The organism is Streptomyces griseoluteus (genome assembly GCF_004784465.1).
Taxonomy (GTDB): Bacteria; Actinomycetota; Actinomycetes; order Streptomycetales; family Streptomycetaceae; genus Streptomyces; species Streptomyces griseoluteus.
Window position 1 is genome coordinate 198,855 of the sequence record NZ_SRRU01000008.1, and the last position, 16,783, is coordinate 215,637.

Annotated in this window: 15 protein-coding genes; 7 read left to right on the forward strand and 8 right to left on the reverse strand. The window is 72.2% G+C overall.

The genetic code is table 11. The features are described 5' to 3' along the window. The first annotated feature begins 254 nt into the window (after positions 1 to 254). The 3 genes from E5082_RS22340 to E5082_RS22350 all read left to right on the forward strand — a co-directional run bounded on the left by E5082_RS22340 (position 255) and on the right by E5082_RS22350 (position 4,373). A complete protein-coding gene (locus E5082_RS22340; RefSeq protein ID WP_135793027.1) occupies positions 255 to 1,205 on the forward strand; it encodes an SCO0930 family lipoprotein in 951 nt (316 codons plus the stop codon). A gap of 229 nt (positions 1,206 to 1,434) precedes the next feature. Beyond that, a complete protein-coding gene (locus E5082_RS22345) occupies positions 1,435 to 2,247 on the forward strand; it encodes an SAM-dependent methyltransferase (RefSeq protein ID WP_135793028.1) in 813 nt (270 codons plus the stop codon). Next, positions 2,244 to 4,373, forward strand: a complete 2,130-nt coding sequence (locus E5082_RS22350; RefSeq protein ID WP_135793029.1) for a putative bifunctional diguanylate cyclase/phosphodiesterase — start codon at positions 2,244 to 2,246, stop codon at positions 4,371 to 4,373. The genes E5082_RS22345 and E5082_RS22350 overlap by 4 nt, the downstream gene beginning before the upstream one ends. Positions 4,374 to 4,493: 120 nt before the next feature. On the opposite strand, the gene E5082_RS22355 is transcribed toward E5082_RS22350, so the two are convergent. Continuing rightward, the gene (locus tag E5082_RS22355; RefSeq protein WP_135793030.1) at positions 4,494 to 5,378 is read right to left on the reverse strand and encodes a LysR family transcriptional regulator; all 885 of its coding nucleotides are present in this window, start codon (positions 5,376 to 5,378) and stop codon (positions 4,494 to 4,496) included. Positions 5,379 to 5,497: 119 nt separating this feature from the next. Between E5082_RS22355 and E5082_RS22360 the strand changes: the two genes are divergently transcribed. From E5082_RS22360 to E5082_RS22370, 3 genes are read left to right on the forward strand one after another with little or no spacing between them, the layout of a single operon-like run. Continuing rightward, entirely contained in the window at positions 5,498 to 6,169 is a 672-nt protein-coding gene (locus E5082_RS22360) for a succinate dehydrogenase (RefSeq protein WP_135793221.1), read from the forward strand. Positions 6,170 to 6,171: 2 nt separating this feature from the next. Further along, the gene (locus E5082_RS22365; protein ID WP_135793031.1) at positions 6,172 to 8,118 is read left to right on the forward strand and encodes a fumarate reductase/succinate dehydrogenase flavoprotein subunit; all 1,947 of its coding nucleotides are present in this window, start codon (positions 6,172 to 6,174) and stop codon (positions 8,116 to 8,118) included. Beyond that, entirely contained in the window at positions 8,115 to 8,864 is a 750-nt protein-coding gene (locus tag E5082_RS22370) for a succinate dehydrogenase/fumarate reductase iron-sulfur subunit (RefSeq protein ID WP_130329777.1), read from the forward strand. The genes E5082_RS22365 and E5082_RS22370 overlap by 4 nt, the downstream gene beginning before the upstream one ends. A gap of 88 nt (positions 8,865 to 8,952) precedes the next feature. On the opposite strand, the gene E5082_RS22375 is transcribed toward E5082_RS22370, so the two are convergent. Then, positions 8,953 to 10,707, reverse strand: coding sequence for an NlpC/P60 family protein (locus E5082_RS22375; protein WP_135793032.1), 1,755 nt, complete (start codon positions 10,705 to 10,707; stop codon positions 8,953 to 8,955). Positions 10,708 to 10,841: 134 nt separating this feature from the next. Then, complete coding sequence (locus E5082_RS22380; protein WP_135793033.1) at positions 10,842 to 11,036, reverse strand: antitoxin; 195 nt, start codon at positions 11,034 to 11,036, stop codon at positions 10,842 to 10,844. Between the two features lie 107 nt (positions 11,037 to 11,143). Between E5082_RS22380 and E5082_RS22385 the strand changes: the two genes are divergently transcribed. After that, positions 11,144 to 11,635, forward strand: coding sequence for a phosphatase domain-containing protein (locus tag E5082_RS22385; protein WP_135793034.1), 492 nt, complete (start codon positions 11,144 to 11,146; stop codon positions 11,633 to 11,635). 58 nt (positions 11,636 to 11,693) lie between these two features. Here E5082_RS22385 and E5082_RS22390 read toward each other — a convergent pair whose 3' ends face one another. From E5082_RS22390 to egtA, 5 genes are all read right to left on the reverse strand, one after another. Continuing rightward, positions 11,694 to 11,906, reverse strand: a complete 213-nt coding sequence (locus E5082_RS22390) for a dodecin (RefSeq protein ID WP_135793035.1) — start codon at positions 11,904 to 11,906, stop codon at positions 11,694 to 11,696. Positions 11,907 to 12,063: 157 nt separating this feature from the next. Then, positions 12,064 to 13,023 carry an L-histidine N(alpha)-methyltransferase gene (gene egtD / locus E5082_RS22395; protein WP_135793036.1) on the reverse strand — a complete coding sequence of 320 codons (960 nt, stop codon included), beginning with the start codon at positions 13,021 to 13,023 and terminating at the stop codon, positions 12,064 to 12,066. Then, on the reverse strand, positions 13,020 to 13,799 hold the full coding sequence (egtC, locus tag E5082_RS22400) for an ergothioneine biosynthesis protein EgtC (RefSeq protein WP_135793037.1): 780 nt from the start codon (positions 13,797 to 13,799) through the stop codon (positions 13,020 to 13,022). The genes egtD and egtC overlap by 4 nt, the downstream gene beginning before the upstream one ends. Then, complete coding sequence (gene egtB / locus E5082_RS22405; RefSeq protein ID WP_135793038.1) at positions 13,799 to 15,133, reverse strand: ergothioneine biosynthesis protein EgtB; 1,335 nt, start codon at positions 15,131 to 15,133, stop codon at positions 13,799 to 13,801. Before egtB ends, egtC begins: the two co-directional genes overlap by 1 nt. Further along, positions 15,130 to 16,467 carry an ergothioneine biosynthesis glutamate--cysteine ligase EgtA gene (egtA, locus tag E5082_RS22410; RefSeq protein ID WP_135793039.1) on the reverse strand — a complete coding sequence of 446 codons (1,338 nt, stop codon included), beginning with the start codon at positions 16,465 to 16,467 and terminating at the stop codon, positions 15,130 to 15,132. The genes egtB and egtA overlap by 4 nt, the downstream gene beginning before the upstream one ends. Between the last annotated feature and the right edge of the window lie 316 nt (positions 16,468 to 16,783).

The following is a 16,783-nucleotide window of genomic DNA, read 5'->3' on the forward strand; positions in this document are numbered from 1 at the left end:
GCCCCCCGCGGCCATTGGTACGGCAATTGATCCGAAGGAGGGACAACGCGCCCCACCTGGTTTGACACGCCGGGCGGCCCCGCCGGGCCCATGGGTACGCACGTACGCACCGCCACCTCCTCGGTACGCCCCGTCGCACACCGCCGAAAGTTTTTCGCCGCCCCGTTGAACGCTCCGCCCCCCGCGCCCCGTACCCATGGCCGTGCGGTGACTCAGTAGCGCCGCAACAAACTGGCGAAAATGGGGAGTTGAGGATGAAGACCTCCTGGCGGACCGCCGCACTGGTGGCCACGGCCGCTTCGGTGCTGGCGCTGACGACGGCGTGCGGTCAGGACAACGTCACGCCCCCGGCGGCGGCGGCCCAGAACGTGGGAGCGTCGGCCAGCGCCGCCGGTATCGGCACCGGAGTCACCGCGGGCAACGGCTACGGCGCCGACGGCGCCCAGAGCAGCGCCTCCCCGACCGCCGCCGCCCCCGCGGGCAAGCTGACGGTGGCCACCAACCCGCAGCTCGGCAACGTGCTCACCGACGGGTCCGGCCTCACCCTGTACCGCTTCGACAAGGACACGGCCGAGCCGCCGAAGACCAACTGCGACGGCGACTGCGCCACCACCTGGCCCCCGGTCCCCGCCGACGACGCCAACGCCGGTGCCGGTATCGACAAGGCCATGCTGGGCGAGGTCACCCGCGCCGACGGCACCAAGCAGCTCACCATCGGCGGCTGGCCCGCGTACCGCTACGCCAAGGACCTCAACTCCGGCGACGTCAACGGCCAGGGTGTGGGCGGCAAGTGGTTCGCGCTCGCCCCCAACGGCAAGAAGGCGTCGCTGACTTCGCTGCCCGGCCTCTCCGTCCGCAAGGACCCCGAGCTCGGTGACATCGTCGTCGACAAGAACGGCCGCACGGTCTACCGCTTCCTCAAGGACAAGGCGTGGCCCAAGTCCGTCTCCAACTGCACCGGGGCGTGCCTGGAGAAGTGGCCCGCGGTCGCGCCGGTGAGCGCCGACGACACCCAGGGCGTGAAGAAGAAGGGCCTGATGCCCTTCACCCGTCCCGACGGCGTGAAGCAGATGTCGGTCAACTGCTGGCCCATCTACACCTTCACCGGCGACAAGGCCCCCGGTGACACCAACGGCCAAGGCGTGGGCGGTACTTGGTACGCCGTCTCGCCCGAGGGCAAGCCGATCGGCGCGCCCGCCCAGTAGCGGTCACCGCCCGGCGCAGGGCCCGTACCGTCCGTGTCACGCGGAGGGGACGGGCCCTGTGCCGTGCGCCCGGACGGTCACCCAGCGGGGTCGGACGGGTACTTCCCGCAGGCGGTGACTGGGAACGGATGGTCAATTTCCGTTTCGGGTCGCCCCTTTGGCGGGCGATCAGTAGCCTCAGCTCGAACACCGGCTCGCCCGTCCCTGCCGCCTACGCCTGGAGTGATACATGGAGCGCCCCGCCTGGGCCCCCCGGAGCATCGACATCTCGGTGCCGAGCGTCTCGCGCATGTACGACTACTACCTGGGCGGTTCGCACAACTTCGAGGTCGACCGGGAAGCGGCCCGCAAGGCGATGGAGTTCCTCCCCGGCCTGCCCAAGATCATGCAGGCCAACCGGGCGTTCCTGCGCCGGGCCGTGCGGTTCGCCGCCGAGCAGGGCATCGACCAGTACCTCGACGTCGGCTCCGGCATCCCGACCTTCGGCAACGTCCACGAGATAGCCCAGGCCGCCCGGCCCGGCGCCCGCGTCGTCTACGTCGACCATGATCCCGTCGCCGTCGCGCACAGCGAGGCGGTGCTCGCGGGGAACGAGGACGCCGGGGTGGTCGCCGCCGATCTGCGCAAGCCGCGGGAGATCCTGACCAGCCCCGAGGTGGCCCGGCTGATCGACCTCGACCGGCCGGTGGCCCTGCTGCTGGTGGCCGTACTGCACTTCCTGGAGGACGCCGACGAACCCCACCGCGCGGTGGCCGAACTGCGGGCCGCGCTCGCGCCGGGCAGCCTGCTGATCCTCACCCACGCCTCCTACGAGGGCATCCCACTGCCCGAGGAGCGCGCCGAGGGCGCGGTGGACGTGTACCGGGACATCCGCAACCCGCTGGTGATGCGCCCGCGCGACGAGATCGCCCGCTTCTTCGACGGCTTCGAGCTGCTCGACCCCGGCCTGGTCCATCTCCCCAACTGGCGGCCCGAGTCGGCGCGGGAGGACGAGGACGACTTCGCGTTCTCCGGGTTCGCCGGCGTGGGGCGTACGGCGTGAGCGCGGAGCCGGACGGCCCGGAGGGCAGAGTGCGGCGGCTGACGACGATCTGGAGCCGGGCCGTCTACCCCGTCACCTCCACGTCGCTCACCCGCGCCGAGTTCGAGGAGCTGCTGCTCCCCCTCGCCCACCGCCTCAGCCGGGCGCTCAGGGCCAGAAGCTTCGACGCCGGGGAGGCGCGGGCGGTCGGCGCCGCGCTGGTCGAGGCGCACGGCACCGACCCCGAGGTGCTCGCCCGCACCCTGGACTGCGTCGACGCCTATCTCGTCCTGTACTGCGGTGACGACAGCCCGCAGGATCAACTCCGCATGCGTTCCTCGCGGTTGCAGCACGCCATGGCCGCCGGGTACGCCCAGGCGCTGCGCGAGCGCACCCGCGCCGAGCAGGAGTGCATCGCGCAGGCCGCGCTCCGCGCCCAGGGTGTGGTCGCCGAGGCGCTGCACGCCAGCGAGGCCCGCTTCCGCGCGGTGTTCGAGGGGGCGGCGATCGGCATCGGCATCGCCGACCTCGACGGCAACGTCCTCCAGGTCAACGGCGCCCTCCAGCGCATGTTCGGCGTCTCCGAGACCACGATGCGCGGCCGGAAGGTCCGGGACTGGACCCACCCCGAGGACGCGCCCCAGACCTGGCGGCTCTACGAGGAGCTCGTCCGCGGCGAACGCGACCACTACCACGTGGAGAAGGCGTTCCACCGGACCGACGGCACCGCGCTGTGGACCAACCTCACGGTCTCCCTGCTCCGCGACGCCGACGGCGCCCCGCAGTACCAGCTGGCGCTGATGGAGGACACCACCGAGCGTCGGCTGCTCCATCTGCGGCTGCGCTACGAGGCCACGCACGACGCCCTGACCGGGCTGCCCAACCGGACCCTGTTCTTCGAGCGGCTGGAGAAGGCGCTCGCGGCGGGCGAGGGCCAGCGCTTCGGGCTGTGCTACCTCGACCTCGACGGCTTCAAGGCCATCAACGACAGCCTCGGCCACGCGGCCGGCGACCGGCTGCTGGTGGAGGTCGCGGACCGGCTGCAGTCCTGCACCACCGCGCCCGGCGAGATGGTCGCCCGGCTCGGCGGCGACGAGTTCGTGGCCCTCACCACCGGCCGCGACACCGAGCGCGGGGTTGAGGAACTGGCCGAACGCATCACCCACGCCCTGCTCACCCCGGTCGGCATCGACGGCCGCGACCTCCTGGTGCGCGGCAGCCTCGGCATCGTGGAGGGCCCGGCGGGGGAGCGTACGGCGGCGGAGGTGCTGCGCAGCGCCGACATCACGATGTACCGGGCCAAGTCGGCGGGCGGCAACCGGGCCGAGCTGGCCGACCCCGAGGCGGACGCCCGCGCGATCACCCGGCACGGGCTCACCACCGCGCTGCCGAGCGCGCTGGAACGCGGCGAGTTCTTCATCGAGTACCAGCCCCTGGTCCACCTCGGCGACGGCACCGTGAGCGGAGCGGAGGCCCTGGTCCGCTGGCTGCACCCGCAGCACGGGGTGCTCGGGCCGGACCGCTTCATCCCGCTCGCCGAGCACACCGGGCTGATCGTGCCGCTGGGCCGGTGGGTCCTTGAGGAATCGATCCGGCAGGCCCGTGCGTGGCGGGAGAAGACGGCCGGGCCGCTGCGGATCAACGTCAATCTCTCCCCGTGCCAGCTCACCCACCCCGGCCTGGTGCAGGACACCGTCGACATCCTGGAGCGCGCCGGTGTCACCCCGGACGCGCTGTGCCTGGAGGTCACCGAGTCCGCGCTGATCGGCGCCGACGACGGCCTCCTGAAGCCGCTGCGCCGGCTCGCCGAGATGGGCGTCGACATAGCCCTGGACGACTTCGGCACCGGCTACTCCAACCTCGCCAACCTCCGCCGCCTCCCGGTCAGCGTCCTCAAGCTCGACCGCTCCTTCACCCAGGGCATGCAGCAGTACCCCGCCGACCCGGTGGACCTCAAGATCGTCGAAGGCGTCGTCTCCCTCGCCCACAGCCTCGACCTCGCGGTCACGGTGGAAGGCGTGGAAACCAGCGCCCAGGCCGACCAGCTCCGCCTCCTCGGCTGCGACACCGCCCAGGGCTGGTACTACGCCCGCCCGGGCCCCCCGGAACAGCTCCACACCCTGGCGTTGGCGGACGCGACGAGTTAGCGGAGACAGGGGGGTGCGACCGCAAAGCGGCCCGCACCCCCGCCAGGCGCGCGGAACCGCGCGACCGGCCCCGGCGAACCCGCACCCGCCGAACCACAGCACCAGGCAGACGGGCGGGTGCTACCGCTCCAACAGCATCCGCTGCAACTCCCGTGCCCCCCGAGGCGGAGCCACATCGCTGCGGTGGGCCAGCGCGATGGTCCGGGAGAGGCCAGGGCGGGCAAGAGGGGTCACGCGAAGTCCCCGCCCGGCACGGCTCGCCACCATCCGGGGTACGACAGCCACGCCCAGCCCCGCCCGGACGAAGCCGAGGACCGCGTCCATCTCACCCCCCTCGACAGCGAACTCCGGCTCGAAGCCGGCGGAGCGGCACGCATTGACGGTGAGTTCGCGGAGGTCGTAGCCGTGGCGGAACATCACGAGGCGTTCGTTCTCGAGGTCGGCGATCTCTACGGAGCCGCGGCCGCCGCCGGGGGCGGGGGCGTCGGGGGAGGAGACCACGACCAGGTCCTCGCGCAGCAGCTCGACCGTGGTCAGCGCGGGCGCCGGTGCGGGAAGGGGGAGGACGACCAGCGCGAGATCGAGCGCGCCGCGGGCGAGTTCGCGGACCAGGTCTCGGGAGCCGCTCTCCTGGATCAGTAGCTGGATGCCCGGGTAGCGGTCGTGGAAGGCGCGGAGGACGTCCGGCAGCAGGCCCGTGCAGAGGCTCGGGGTGGCGCCGAGGCGCACCCGGCCGCGCCGGAGCTGGACCAGTTCCTGCACCTCCTGCCGGGCGGTGTCCGCGTCCGCGAGGATGCGGCGGGCCAGCGGGAGCAGCGCCTCGCCCGCGTCGGTCAGCGCGATGTTGCCGCGCGCCCGGACGAACAGGTCCGCACCCAGCTCCCGCTCCAGCGCCCGGATCTGCTGGGAGAGCGAGGGCTGGGCGACATGGACCTGTTCGGCGGCACGGGTGAAGTGCCGGGTCTCGGCCACGGCGACGAAGTACTGGAGCTGCTGAAACTGCACACCTCCAGGATAGCTAGAGACTATGGAAACCAGCCGATCCATGTCTTGGACCGATCGGCCTGCCCGGTCGTAACGTCCTGTCCATGGCTCTGGCAACGCGGACGGACCGACGGCCGTCGATGGCGCGCACGGTCTGGGACAGCTCCGTCGGCAAGAAGACCGTGATGGCCGTCAGCGGCATCGTGATGCTGCTGTACCTGGTCGCGCACATGATCGGGAACCTGAAGATCTACTTCGGGGCCGGCGAGTTCAACAGCTACGCCCACTGGCTGCGCACGGTCGGCGAGCCGTTCATGCACTACGAGTGGACGCTCTGGCTCATCCGGGTCGTCCTGGTCGCCGCCGTGGTCGCCCACGCCACCGCCGCCTACCAGCTCAGCCGCCGTGACATCAAGGCCCGGCCCAGCAAGTACGTGCACAAGAAGGCGCGCACCAGCTACGCCACGAGGACCATGCGCTGGGGCGGCGTCATCCTCGGCCTCTTCATCGTCTGGCACCTCCTGGACCTGACCACCGGCACCGCACACCCCGGCGGCTTCCAGGAGGGCCACCCGTACCAGAACGTGGTGGACACCTTCTCCACCTGGTACGGCAACGTCATCTACATCGTGGCGATGCTCGCCCTCGGCCTGCACATCCGGCACGGCTTCTGGAGCGCCGCCCAGACCCTCGGCGCCGGAGGCCGGACCCGCGAGCGGGTCCTGAAGACCGCCGCCAACGTCCTCGCGCTGCTGCTCACGGCCGGCTTCATCGCCGTACCCGTGGGCGTCATGACCCAAGTGGTGAGCTGACCATGACCTACACCGACTACACGACCGGCGACCCGGTCGCCGACACCAAGGCCCCCTCCGGCCCGGTCCACGAGCGCTGGGACACCCGCCGCTTCGAGGCCAAGCTGGTCAACCCGGCCAACCGGCGCAAGCACACCGTCATCGTCGTCGGCACCGGCCTCGCGGGCGGCTCCGCGGGCGCCACGCTCGCCGAACAGGGCTACCACGTCGTCCAGTTCTGCTACCAGGACTCCCCGCGCCGCGCCCACTCCATCGCGGCGCAGGGAGGCATCAACGCGGCGAAGAACTACCGCAACGACGGCGACTCCGTGCACCGGCTGTTCTACGACACCGTCAAGGGCGGCGACTTCCGCGCCCGCGAGTCCAACGTGCACCGACTCGCGCAGATCTCGGTGGAGATCATCGACCAGTGCGTGGCCCAGGGCGTGCCCTTCGCCCGTGAGTACGGCGGACTGCTGGACACCCGCTCCTTCGGCGGCGTCCAGGTCTCCCGCACCTTCTACGCCCGCGGCCAGACCGGCCAGCAGCTGCTCCTCGGCGCCTACCAGGCGCTGTCCCGGCAGATCGCGGCCGGGAACGTGGAGATGCACCCGCGCACCGAGATGCTCGACCTGATCGTGGTCGACGGCCGGGCGCGCGGCATCGTCGCCCGCGACCTCATCACCGGGAAGATCGACACCTACTTCGCGGACGCGGTGGTGCTGGCGAGCGGCGGCTACGGCAACGTCTTCTATCTGTCGACCAACGCCATGAACTCCAACGCCACCGCCATCTGGCGGGCGCACCGGCGCGGCGCGCTGTTCGCCAACCCCTGCTTCACCCAGATCCACCCCACCTGCATCCCGCGCACCGGCGACCACCAGTCCAAGCTGACCCTGATGAGCGAGTCGCTGCGCAACGACGGCCGTATCTGGGTGCCGAAGGCGGAGGGCGACACCCGTCCGCCCAAGGAGATCCCCGAGGACGAGCGGGACTACTACCTGGAGCGGATCTATCCCTCCTTCGGCAACCTGGTCCCGCGCGACATCGCCTCCCGCGCCGCCAAGAACGTCTGCGACGAAGGGCGCGGGGTCGGACCCGGCGGCCAGGGCGTCTACCTGGACTTCTCCGACGCCATCGCGCGCATGGGCCGCAAGGCGGTCGAGGCGAAGTACGGCAACCTCTTCGACATGTACCACCGGATCACCGACGAGGACCCGTACGAGGTGCCGATGCGGATCTACCCCGCCGTGCACTACACGATGGGCGGGCTCTGGGTCGACTACGACCTCCAGACCACCGTGCCCGGTCTCTTCGCCATCGGGGAGGCCAACTTCTCCGACCACGGGGCCAACCGGCTCGGCGCCTCGGCGCTGATGCAGGGCCTGGCCGACGGCTACTTCGTGCTGCCGGCCACCCTCAACGACTACCTGGCCCGCCACCCGCACCAGGAGCCGCTGACCGACGAACACCCCCAGGTGCAGGAGGTGCTGGCCGAGACCGAGGACCGGGTCAACCTGCTCCTCGCCGTCGACGGCGACCGCACCCCCGACTCCTTCCACCGTGAACTCGGCGAGCTGATGTGGGAGTTCTGCGGCATGGCCCGCAACGCCGAGGGCCTGCGCAAGGCGCTCGCCGAGATCCCCCGCGTCCGCGAGGAGTTCTGGCGCCGGATCAAGGTCCCCGGCACCGGCGAGGAGTTCAACCAGTCGCTGGAGAAGGCCAACCGCATCGTCGACTACCTCGAACTGGCCGAGCTGATGTGCCTCGACGCCCTGCACCGCGCCGAGTCCTGCGGCGGCCACTTCCGCGAGGAGTCCCAGACCCCGGACGGAGAGGCGGCCCGCCGCGACGACGAGTTCGGCTACGCGGCCGCCTGGGAGTTCACCGCCACCGGTGAGGCCCCCGTCCTGCACAAGGAAGACCTGGTCTTCGAGTACGTCCATCCCACCCAGCGGAGCTACGCATGAGGCTCACCCTGCGCGTCTGGCGCCAGCGGAACGCCGACACCGACGGCGCCATGTCCACCTACGAGGTGGACGGCATCTCGCCCGACATGTCCTTCCTGGAGATGCTGGACGTCCTGAACGAACGGCTCATCCTTCAGGGCGAGGACCCCGTCGCCTTCGACCACGACTGCCGTGAGGGCATCTGCGGCGCGTGCAGCCTCGTCATCAACGGCGACGCCCACGGACCCGAGCGCACCACCACCTGCCAGCTGCACATGCGGTCCTTCCGCGACGGCGACACCATCGACATCGAGCCCTGGCGGGCCGCCGCCTTCCCGGTGATCAAGGACCTGGTGGTGGACCGGTCCGCCTTCGACCGGATCATCCAGGCCGGCGGCTATGTCACCGCCCCCACGGGCGCCGCCCCGGAGGCGCACGCGACGCCGGTGCCCAAGCCCGACGCGGACTTCGCCTTCGAGCACGCGGAGTGCATCGGCTGCGGTGCCTGCGTGGCCGCCTGTCCCAACGGTGCCGCGATGCTCTTCACCTCGGCCAAGGTCAACCACCTCAACGTCCTCCCGCAGGGCGCGCCCGAGCGGGAGACACGGGTGCTGGACATGGTGGCCCAGATGGACGCGGAGGGCTTCGGCGGCTGCACCCTGGCCGGCGAATGCGCCACCGCCTGCCCCAAGGGCATCCCCCTCTTCTCCATCACCGGAATGAACAAGGAGTGGCTGCGCGCGACCCGCAAGGCGGGCAAGCGGTAGGGAACTCAGCAGACGTTCGCCGAAGGGGGCGGACGGGCGGGGCCGGGAGTGGTGCTCATCCCCGGCCCCGTCTGCTGTGTCTCGGGGGTCAGACGCGGCGCACGGTGTGCAGGGACGTGGCGTAGGTGCCGGTGCCGTCCAGGAGGGACGCGCCGCCGAGGTCGGACATGGTGGGACCGTCCACCGTCTTCCGGCTGGACAGGAAGCGGCGCTTGCCGTCGGCGTCCGGGCCGAGGTAGATCCCGACGTGGTCCACGGTGACCGTCGCGTGGTCGTCGCTGGAGTCGGCGTTGAACAGCACCAGGTCACCGGGCTGGAGCAGCGCGGCCACGGGCGGCGCGGTGCCGTTCGTCCGGTCGACGACGACACCGGGCGCGTAGTCGACGATGTCACGCGACTTGCGCGGTATCCGCGTCCCCGAGGTGTCCGCGCCCGCCGCCAGCGGTACGCCCATGTGGTAGCCGTACACCATCCGCGTGTAACCGGAGCAGTCCAGATTGCCGGCCTGCTTGCTCGACGGTCCGGTGTAGGTGCCGTCGGGGAAGGTCCAGCCCACGTTCATGTACTCGTGGAAGTCGGCGCCCTCGTAGCGGTAGCCCTGCGGGTCCAGATAGCCGTAACCGGCCTCGCCCAGCACCTGCTTGCCCAGCGCGGGCCCGTCCCCGGCGGTGACCGCCGGAGCGCCGCCGAGGAACATCGCCGCGTACGCGAGCACGTCCGGCGCCGTCGACCCGGCCCAGCCGCGCACCGTGCGCTCCAGGTCGGCCGTCCAGGTGCCGTCGAAGGGCTCCGGCAGCACGCGCACCCAGTCGCCGTGGGTGACGGTCGGCGGGGTGTCCCAGTTCGCGGCGTCCACCTCGAAGCGGCTCACCTGAAGTCTGACCGGCAGGTTGGTGCAGCCCTGGTTGGCCAGCGCCCGCAGGCCCACCCGGCCCGCGCCGAACGTGGAGTCCGTGACGTCCACCGCCCAGCCGGAGGGCTCCGCCGTGCTCGTACGCCACGCCTTGACCCTGATCCGGGTGCCCTCCCGCCGCACCCGGACCGTGAAATCGGTACCCGCCGGGACGCCGGTTGTGAGGGTGGCGGCCGTGACGAGCTGGGTCACCGTGTCGGTGACCTCCTTCTCGACGCGCAGCTCCACCCCGCCGCTGGTCAGGAAGGACAGCCGGGCCCGGTAGTTGTTGTGGGTGTCCTGGTAGCCGAAGGACAGCGCGTAGGAGCACGCCTGGCCGGTGGGCACCTTGTCGAAGCGGGCGGTCGCGCGCACGTCCACGTCGGTGATCCGGTCGTCCCGCAGCGTCGCGTGGCGGCTGGCGTAGTCGGTGGTCAGCGCGATGACACCGGTGCCGGGCAGCACCGAGTAGTCGGTGTCGGCCGGGCCCAGCGTGGACCAGCTCCCGCCGCCCGGAGAGGTCCCCCAGTACGAGCGGTCGGCGGCCGGGAGCGAGGTGTCCGGCAGGGTGCGCCCGAAGTCGTCCACGAAGGGCCGCTTGTTCTCGGCGAAGGTTCTTCGCGGGCCCGGCACCAGCACGGTCCGCGCGCCCCGGGTGAGCAGCGCGACGCGTCTGCCGCCGCTGGTTATCTCGGTGCGGGCCGGGGTGCCGGGCAGCACGGTGGCGGTGAGCGGCGCGGCGAGGGTCAGCTGGGAGAAGTAGGAGGCGTCCAGCGGCGGCAGGGTCACCGAGGAGCGGGCCGAGGTCAGCCCGGCCGGGGCGGGCAGCGGGTCCACGGGGGCCGGGAGGGCGTCGGCCCGCGCGGGGGTGGTGGCCAGGGCACCCAGGGGCAGAGAGGCGGCGGTGACGGCGAAGGCGGCCAGCAGACCGCGGCGTGAAGTGTTGATCATGCGATGCATGATCCCGCAGCCGGCCGCGCACACGACCACGTCCGGCTCGGATCTGCTCCGAACCGGACGCGGACGTATGCCTGGTAAAGAGTTCCGCCCGGCATCGCACCGGTACGGGCCGCCCCCGCGAGGTCCTAGGACCGCGGCGGGTTGTCGCGGTGCTGCTGGGAGCCGAACTGGTCCCTGAGCTTCTCCTGGGCGGTGTCCACCTGGGACTGGTGCTTGTCACCGGTCCGCTGGTCGAGGTAGTCGCCACCCCTGTCGATGCCCTTGTCGGCCATGTCTTCGTGGCCCTTGAGCATTCCCTTGATCTTGTCCATAAAGGACATGGCAGCCCTCCTGGTCGCTTGAGGCTTCCCCTCCCAGGGTCACCGGCCCTGCCCGGCTTCGCATCTTGAACGCCCGGCGCCCGGCACGGCCGCCCTACAGTGGGCCTGTGGCACACAGCAGCGAACGCCCGGTGACCGTCTTCGACCTCGACAACACCCTCGCGGGGACCGCGCACCGGCAGCACTTCCTGGAGCGGCACCCGCGCGACTGGGACGGGTTCTTCGCCGCCGCGCCCCTCGACCCGCCGCTGGCCGAGGGGGTGGCGATGGCCCGAACCGCCGCCCGCACCTGCGACCTCGTGTACCTCACCGGGCGTCCCGAGCGGTGCCGCCGGGACACCCTCGGCTGGCTCGCCCTCCACCGACTCCCGGACGGTGAGCTGCGCATGCGGCCCGACCAGGACCGCAGGCCCGCCCGGACCACCAAGCTGGAGATCCTGCGCGGGCTCGCCCGGCGGCGTGAGGTACTGGTCGTGGTGGACGACGACGAGCTGGTCTGCGACGCGGCCGAGCGGGCCGGCTTCGCCGTCGTACGGGCCCGCTGGGCCGAGTCCTCGGCCGCGCTGGAGCAGGCCCAGGAGCAGGAGGGCCGGACCTGAGCCGGCGGCGGCGCCCGGAGGGCTCAGCCGTCTCAGCGTCTGGGCCGTCTCGGAGGTCTCAGACCTCTTCCAGGCGGAAGCCCACCTTCAGGCACACCTGGTACTTCTCGATCCGCCCGTTCTCGATCTGTCCCCGGACCTGTGTGACCTCGAACCAGTCCAGGTTGCGCAGGGTCTGGTCGGCACGGCCGATGGCATTGCGGATGGCCTGGTCGACACCGTCGGTGGAGGTGCCGACGATCTCGCTGACCCGGTAGGTGTGGTTCGACATGGGTGGGTGCTCCTCTTCGCCGTACGGCAGGGTGACGGCGCCCGGCTGCCCGATCGGTCCGGTTTGTCGCGCCGTAATCCACCGTGCCGCATCCCCGCCCGGCGCGCGAGAGATCGCCCGCCGGGCGGGGAGACAGCCGCCCTCAGCCCGCCGAAGCTCAGCGCGCCACGCTGAGCGACAGCGCGAAGCGGTCCTCGGAGTCGGTCCACCAGTGGGTCAACTCCAGCCCCGCCTTGTCCAGTTCGGCGCCGACTCCCTCCCGGCGGAACTTCGCCGAGACCTCGGTGCGCATCTCCTCACCGGCCGCGAAGTCCACGACCATGCCGAGCGCCGGGATCTTCACCGTCTGCGCGGTACGCGAGCGCAGCCGCATCTCGATCCACTCCCGCTCCGGGTCCCAGCGGGCCACATGGTCGAAGGCGTCCGGGTCGAAGTCGGCGCCCAGCTCGCGGTCGATCACGCTGAGGACGTTCTTGTTGAACGCGGCCGTCACCCCGGACGCGTCGTCGTACGCCCGGACCAGCACCGCCTCGTCCTTCACCAGGTCGGTGCCGAGGAGCAGCCCGTCGCCCGGCGCCAGCATGGCCCGCACGCTGTCCAGGAAGCCGGACCGCTCGGCGGGCAGCAGGTTGCCCAGCGTGCCGCCGAGGAAGGCGACCAGCCGGGGGCCGGGCGTCCCCGGCAGCGTCATCGGCTTGGTGAAGTCCGCGATCTGGGCGTGCACCGCGAGACCGGGGCGCTCCCCGGTGAGCGCCCGCCCCGCCTGCACCAGCGCGCTCTCGCTGACGTCGACCGGGACGTACGCCTCCAGCGAGGTCAGGGCGTCGATCAGATGGCGGGTCTTGGTGGAGGAGCCCGACCCCAGCTCGATCAGGGTGCGGGCGCCGCTGGCCGCGGCGATCTCACCGGAGCGGTTCTGGAGGATCTCCCGCTCGGCACGGGTCGGGTAGTACTCGGGCAGCTCCGTGATCCGCTCGAACAGCTCGCTGCCGCGCGCGTCGTAGAACCACTTGGGCGGCAGCGTCTTGGGATCGGTGGACAGGCCGTCGAGGACGTCGGCACGCAGCGCGGCGTCGGTCGCGTCCTCGCGGAGGGTGCGGGTCACGTGCAGGCTCACGTGCAGGGCTCCTTCGGTGGCACGGACACGAGGTCCTCGACGGGGGCGAGCCGCACCTCGGTACGGCTCGCGGTGACCACGGTGCGGTCGGGGACCTCCCGCCACAGCGGTTCGTCGTCGTACGGCTCGGAGGCGAGGATCACGGCGGGTCCCGGCTCCGCGCGGTACCAGAGGCTGTCGCCCCAGGCCGTCGCGGTGACGGTCTCGCCGTCGGTCAGCAGCAGGTTGAGACGGGAGGCGGGCGCGGCCGCGGCCAGTTGGCGGACCGTCGCGGCGAGGGCGTGTTCCGGCGCCTCGCCCGACCTGAGCCGGTGCAGGACCAGCGCCCAGACGAACGCCGAGTCGGTGCGCGCCTGGAGCGACAGCACATCGACCGGGGGCAGCAGGGAGACCAGCGGGGCGGCCGAGTCGGGCCAGCCGGCGACCGCCCCGTTGTGGCTGAACAGCCACCGCCCCGACGCGAACGGCGCCGCCGCGGCCTCCGCGTCCGCCCCCGTCAGCGTGGCGTCGCGCACGGCGGCCAGCACCGCGCCCGAGCGCACCACACGGGCCAGGTCCAGCAGAGACTGGTCCGCCCAGATCGGTCCGGAGCGCCGGTAGCGGGCCGGCACCGGGTCGCCGTCCGCGTACCAGCCGACCCCGAACCCGTCCGCGTTCACCGTGCCGTTGCGCTGTCGCCGGGGCGCCCAGGACTGCCGGTACAGGCTGTGCGGCGGGTCCAGGAGCAGGTGCTTGAGCGGCCGGTCGGGGCCCAGGTAGGCCAGGTGGCGGCACATCAGGCGGACTCCGAGCGGGCGGTGCGGAACCCGGCGAAGATCTGCCGCCGGATCGGGTAGTCCCAGTTGCGGAACGTCCCCCGGCAGGCCACCGCGTCCACGGCGAACGAACCGCCGCGCAGCACCTTGTACTCCGGCCCGAAGAACACCTCCGAGTACTCCCGGTACGGAAACGCGGCGAACCCCGGATACGGTTCGAGGTCGCTCGACGTCCACTCCCAGACATCCCCGATCAACTGCCGTACCCCGAGCGGCGACTGACCGGCCGGGTAGCTGCCGACCGGGGCGGGGGAGAGGTGCCGCTGGCCCAGGTTGGCGTGCTCCGGCCCCGGGTCGGCGTCACCCCACGGATAGCGGGTGGAGCGACCGGTGACCGGGTCGTGCCGGGCCGCCTTCTCCCACTCCGCCTCGGTGGGCAGCCTGCGCCCGGCCCAGCGGGCGTACGCGTCCGCCTCGTACCAGCACACGTGCAGCACCGGCTCGGCGGGCGGCACCACCTCGGTGACCCCGAACCGGCGCCGCAGCCACTGGCTGCCCTCCCGGCGCCAGTACAGCGGCGCCTTGAGGGAGTTGCGGCGTACGTGCGCCCAGCCCTCCGGGGTCCACCACCGCTCGGTCTCGTAGCCGCCGTCCGCGATGAACGCCTGGTAGGCCGCGTTCGTCACCGGCACCGTGTCGATCCAGAACGGCGCCACCTCCCGTACGTGTGCCGGGCGTTCGTTGTCCAGTGCCCAGGGTTCGGTGGAGGTGCCCATGGTGAACGGGCCGCCGGGGACCAGGACTTCGGCCGGCCCGGTGTAGGGCGGCACCGGCTCGTGTGCGGGCGCGGTCAGCGCGGCCGGGCCGGTGCGGAGCTGATGGGTGATCAGCATCGTCTCGTCGTGCTGCTGTTCGTGCTGGGCGATCATCCCGAAGGCGAACCCGGCCTCGGTGAGCCGGCTGCCACCCTCGAAGTCGGCGCTCTCCAGCAGGTCCAGCGCCCGCCCGCGCACCTCGGCCGCGTACTTCCGCGCCTCCTCGGGCGAGAGCAGCGGCAGCGAGGGGCGTTCGGAACGCGGATGCTCGAAGGCGTCGTACAGCACGTCGATGTCGGGCCGCATCGCCTCCCGGCCGCCGACGTTGCGCAGCAGCCACAACTCCTCCTGGTTGCCGATGTGCGCGAGGTCCCAGACCAGGGGCGACATCAGCGGGGAGTGCTGGGCGGTGAGGTCCGGGTCCCCGACGCAGCTCGTCAGCAGGGTGGTGCGGTCGCGGGCGGTGACCAGCGAGGCGAGCAGCCGCTCGCGCAGCGTCTCGGTCCCGGCCGCCGTCGTCCCGCTCTCCTGGGCGGTCATGAGCGGATGTCCTTCCTCGCGTGGGCGCGCGGGCCCGTGTCGCCGGCGCCGGCCAGCAGGTCGTCGGCCGGGCAGCGGCCCCGCAGGACGTAACGGTCCAGGTACCCCGCCACCGCGTCCGACACCTCGGGCGTGGCACCGAGCCGGGGCAGCGCCGCCAGCGCCGCCGTGATGCAGGCGGTGGCGGCCTCCCGCAGCCCTGGATCGGCCAGGCCGAGCCGGGCCGCGTCCGACCACAGCGGATTGTGCGGGGCGGGCCGGTCCAGCGTGCGCTCCGTCAGCGGCTTCACCGCCCGGTGCGCGGCCTCGGCCGCCTCCGGGTCGTCGAAGAGGGCCGCCGTCACCGCGAGCGGCACGATCCAGCCGTCGTCACCGGGCTGCGCGTCGATCATCCGCAGCTCCAGATGACCGCGCGGCCTGACCGGCGGGAACAGAGTGGTCAGGTGGTAGTCGAGATCCGCGCGGGTGGGCGGGCGCGGGGCCCGCGACCGGGTCCACTCGCGGAAGGTCAGCCCCTCCGGCACGTCCCAGGGGCCCTCTTCGCGGCGGACGCACATCACCGGGGAGTCCAGCACGTGCCGGGCCCAGTCGGCCCGTGGTTCGCCGTCGGTCGGGGGAGCCCCCGCCCGGCCGGGGCCGATCTCCATCCAGTGGAGCTGCCGGGTGGAGCACCAGCCGGTGGGCCGGCGTGATGCCAGCGGGGAGTTGGCGAACGCGGCCACCAGGACGGCGCCGAGCTGGTGCGCCAGCCACCAGCGCCGTTCGTAGCCCAGCGGGCCCGGCTCCTCGTACCCGGCGTCCACGCAGACCTGCACGGAGGCCGAGGCGCACATCATGTGGCGGCCGGCCCGTCCGGTGCGGTCCAGGCACGCCTCCATGGCGTCGTAGCGGGGTTCGTGGAGGAAGCGGCGGGGCTCCTGCCAGGGATCGTGGCCGACGCCGAGGAGGGCGAGGCCGTGCCCGGCGAGGACCTTGCGGACCGCGGTCAGGTCGGCGGAGACGGAGGTGACGCACTCCGTCAGGGAGGCGGCGGGCAGCGAGCTGAGCTCCAACTGGCCGCCGGGCTCGACCGTGAGCGGCGAGTCCAGGGGGACGGTGCGCACGGCCGCGTGGGCCGCTTCGAGCCGTTCGGGCGGTACGGGGAGCCAGGGCCGCTCCGGGTCACGGACCAGCCACTCCACCTCCACCCCGAGGGTGCGGGGCGGGCCGGTCTTGAAGCAGATGCCCCGGATCAGGGCGTCCACCTCCGCCTCGGTGACCGCCGCGCGGTGCCGGGTGCAGTCGTGTTTCGTGCAGTGGTGCTCCGTACAGTCACCACTCGATGCGTCAGACATGTCGGGGTTCTCCTGGGATTCCAGCGTGCCGACGGAGCCCGGCCGGGCGTGTGCCGGGCAGAGACGCATTCCACCCAAGACCCTCGCACCGAATCGCACAAGACCGCCCAATGGGACGTCCGGGATCGTTCATCTCCGTCTCCTCGCGCGTTTCCTCCCGTACCGGCTGTGACCGGTTCCGGGCGCCTTCGCGGCACCCCACCAGCATTACCCCGTCGGCGCGTGGGGGCACGGCGGGGAGAGCGGTGGGCGGGGGCGGTTCGGGCAGCTCAGGAGGGCTCGGGGGCGGTCCGGGCGGATTTGGTCCGACCGGGTG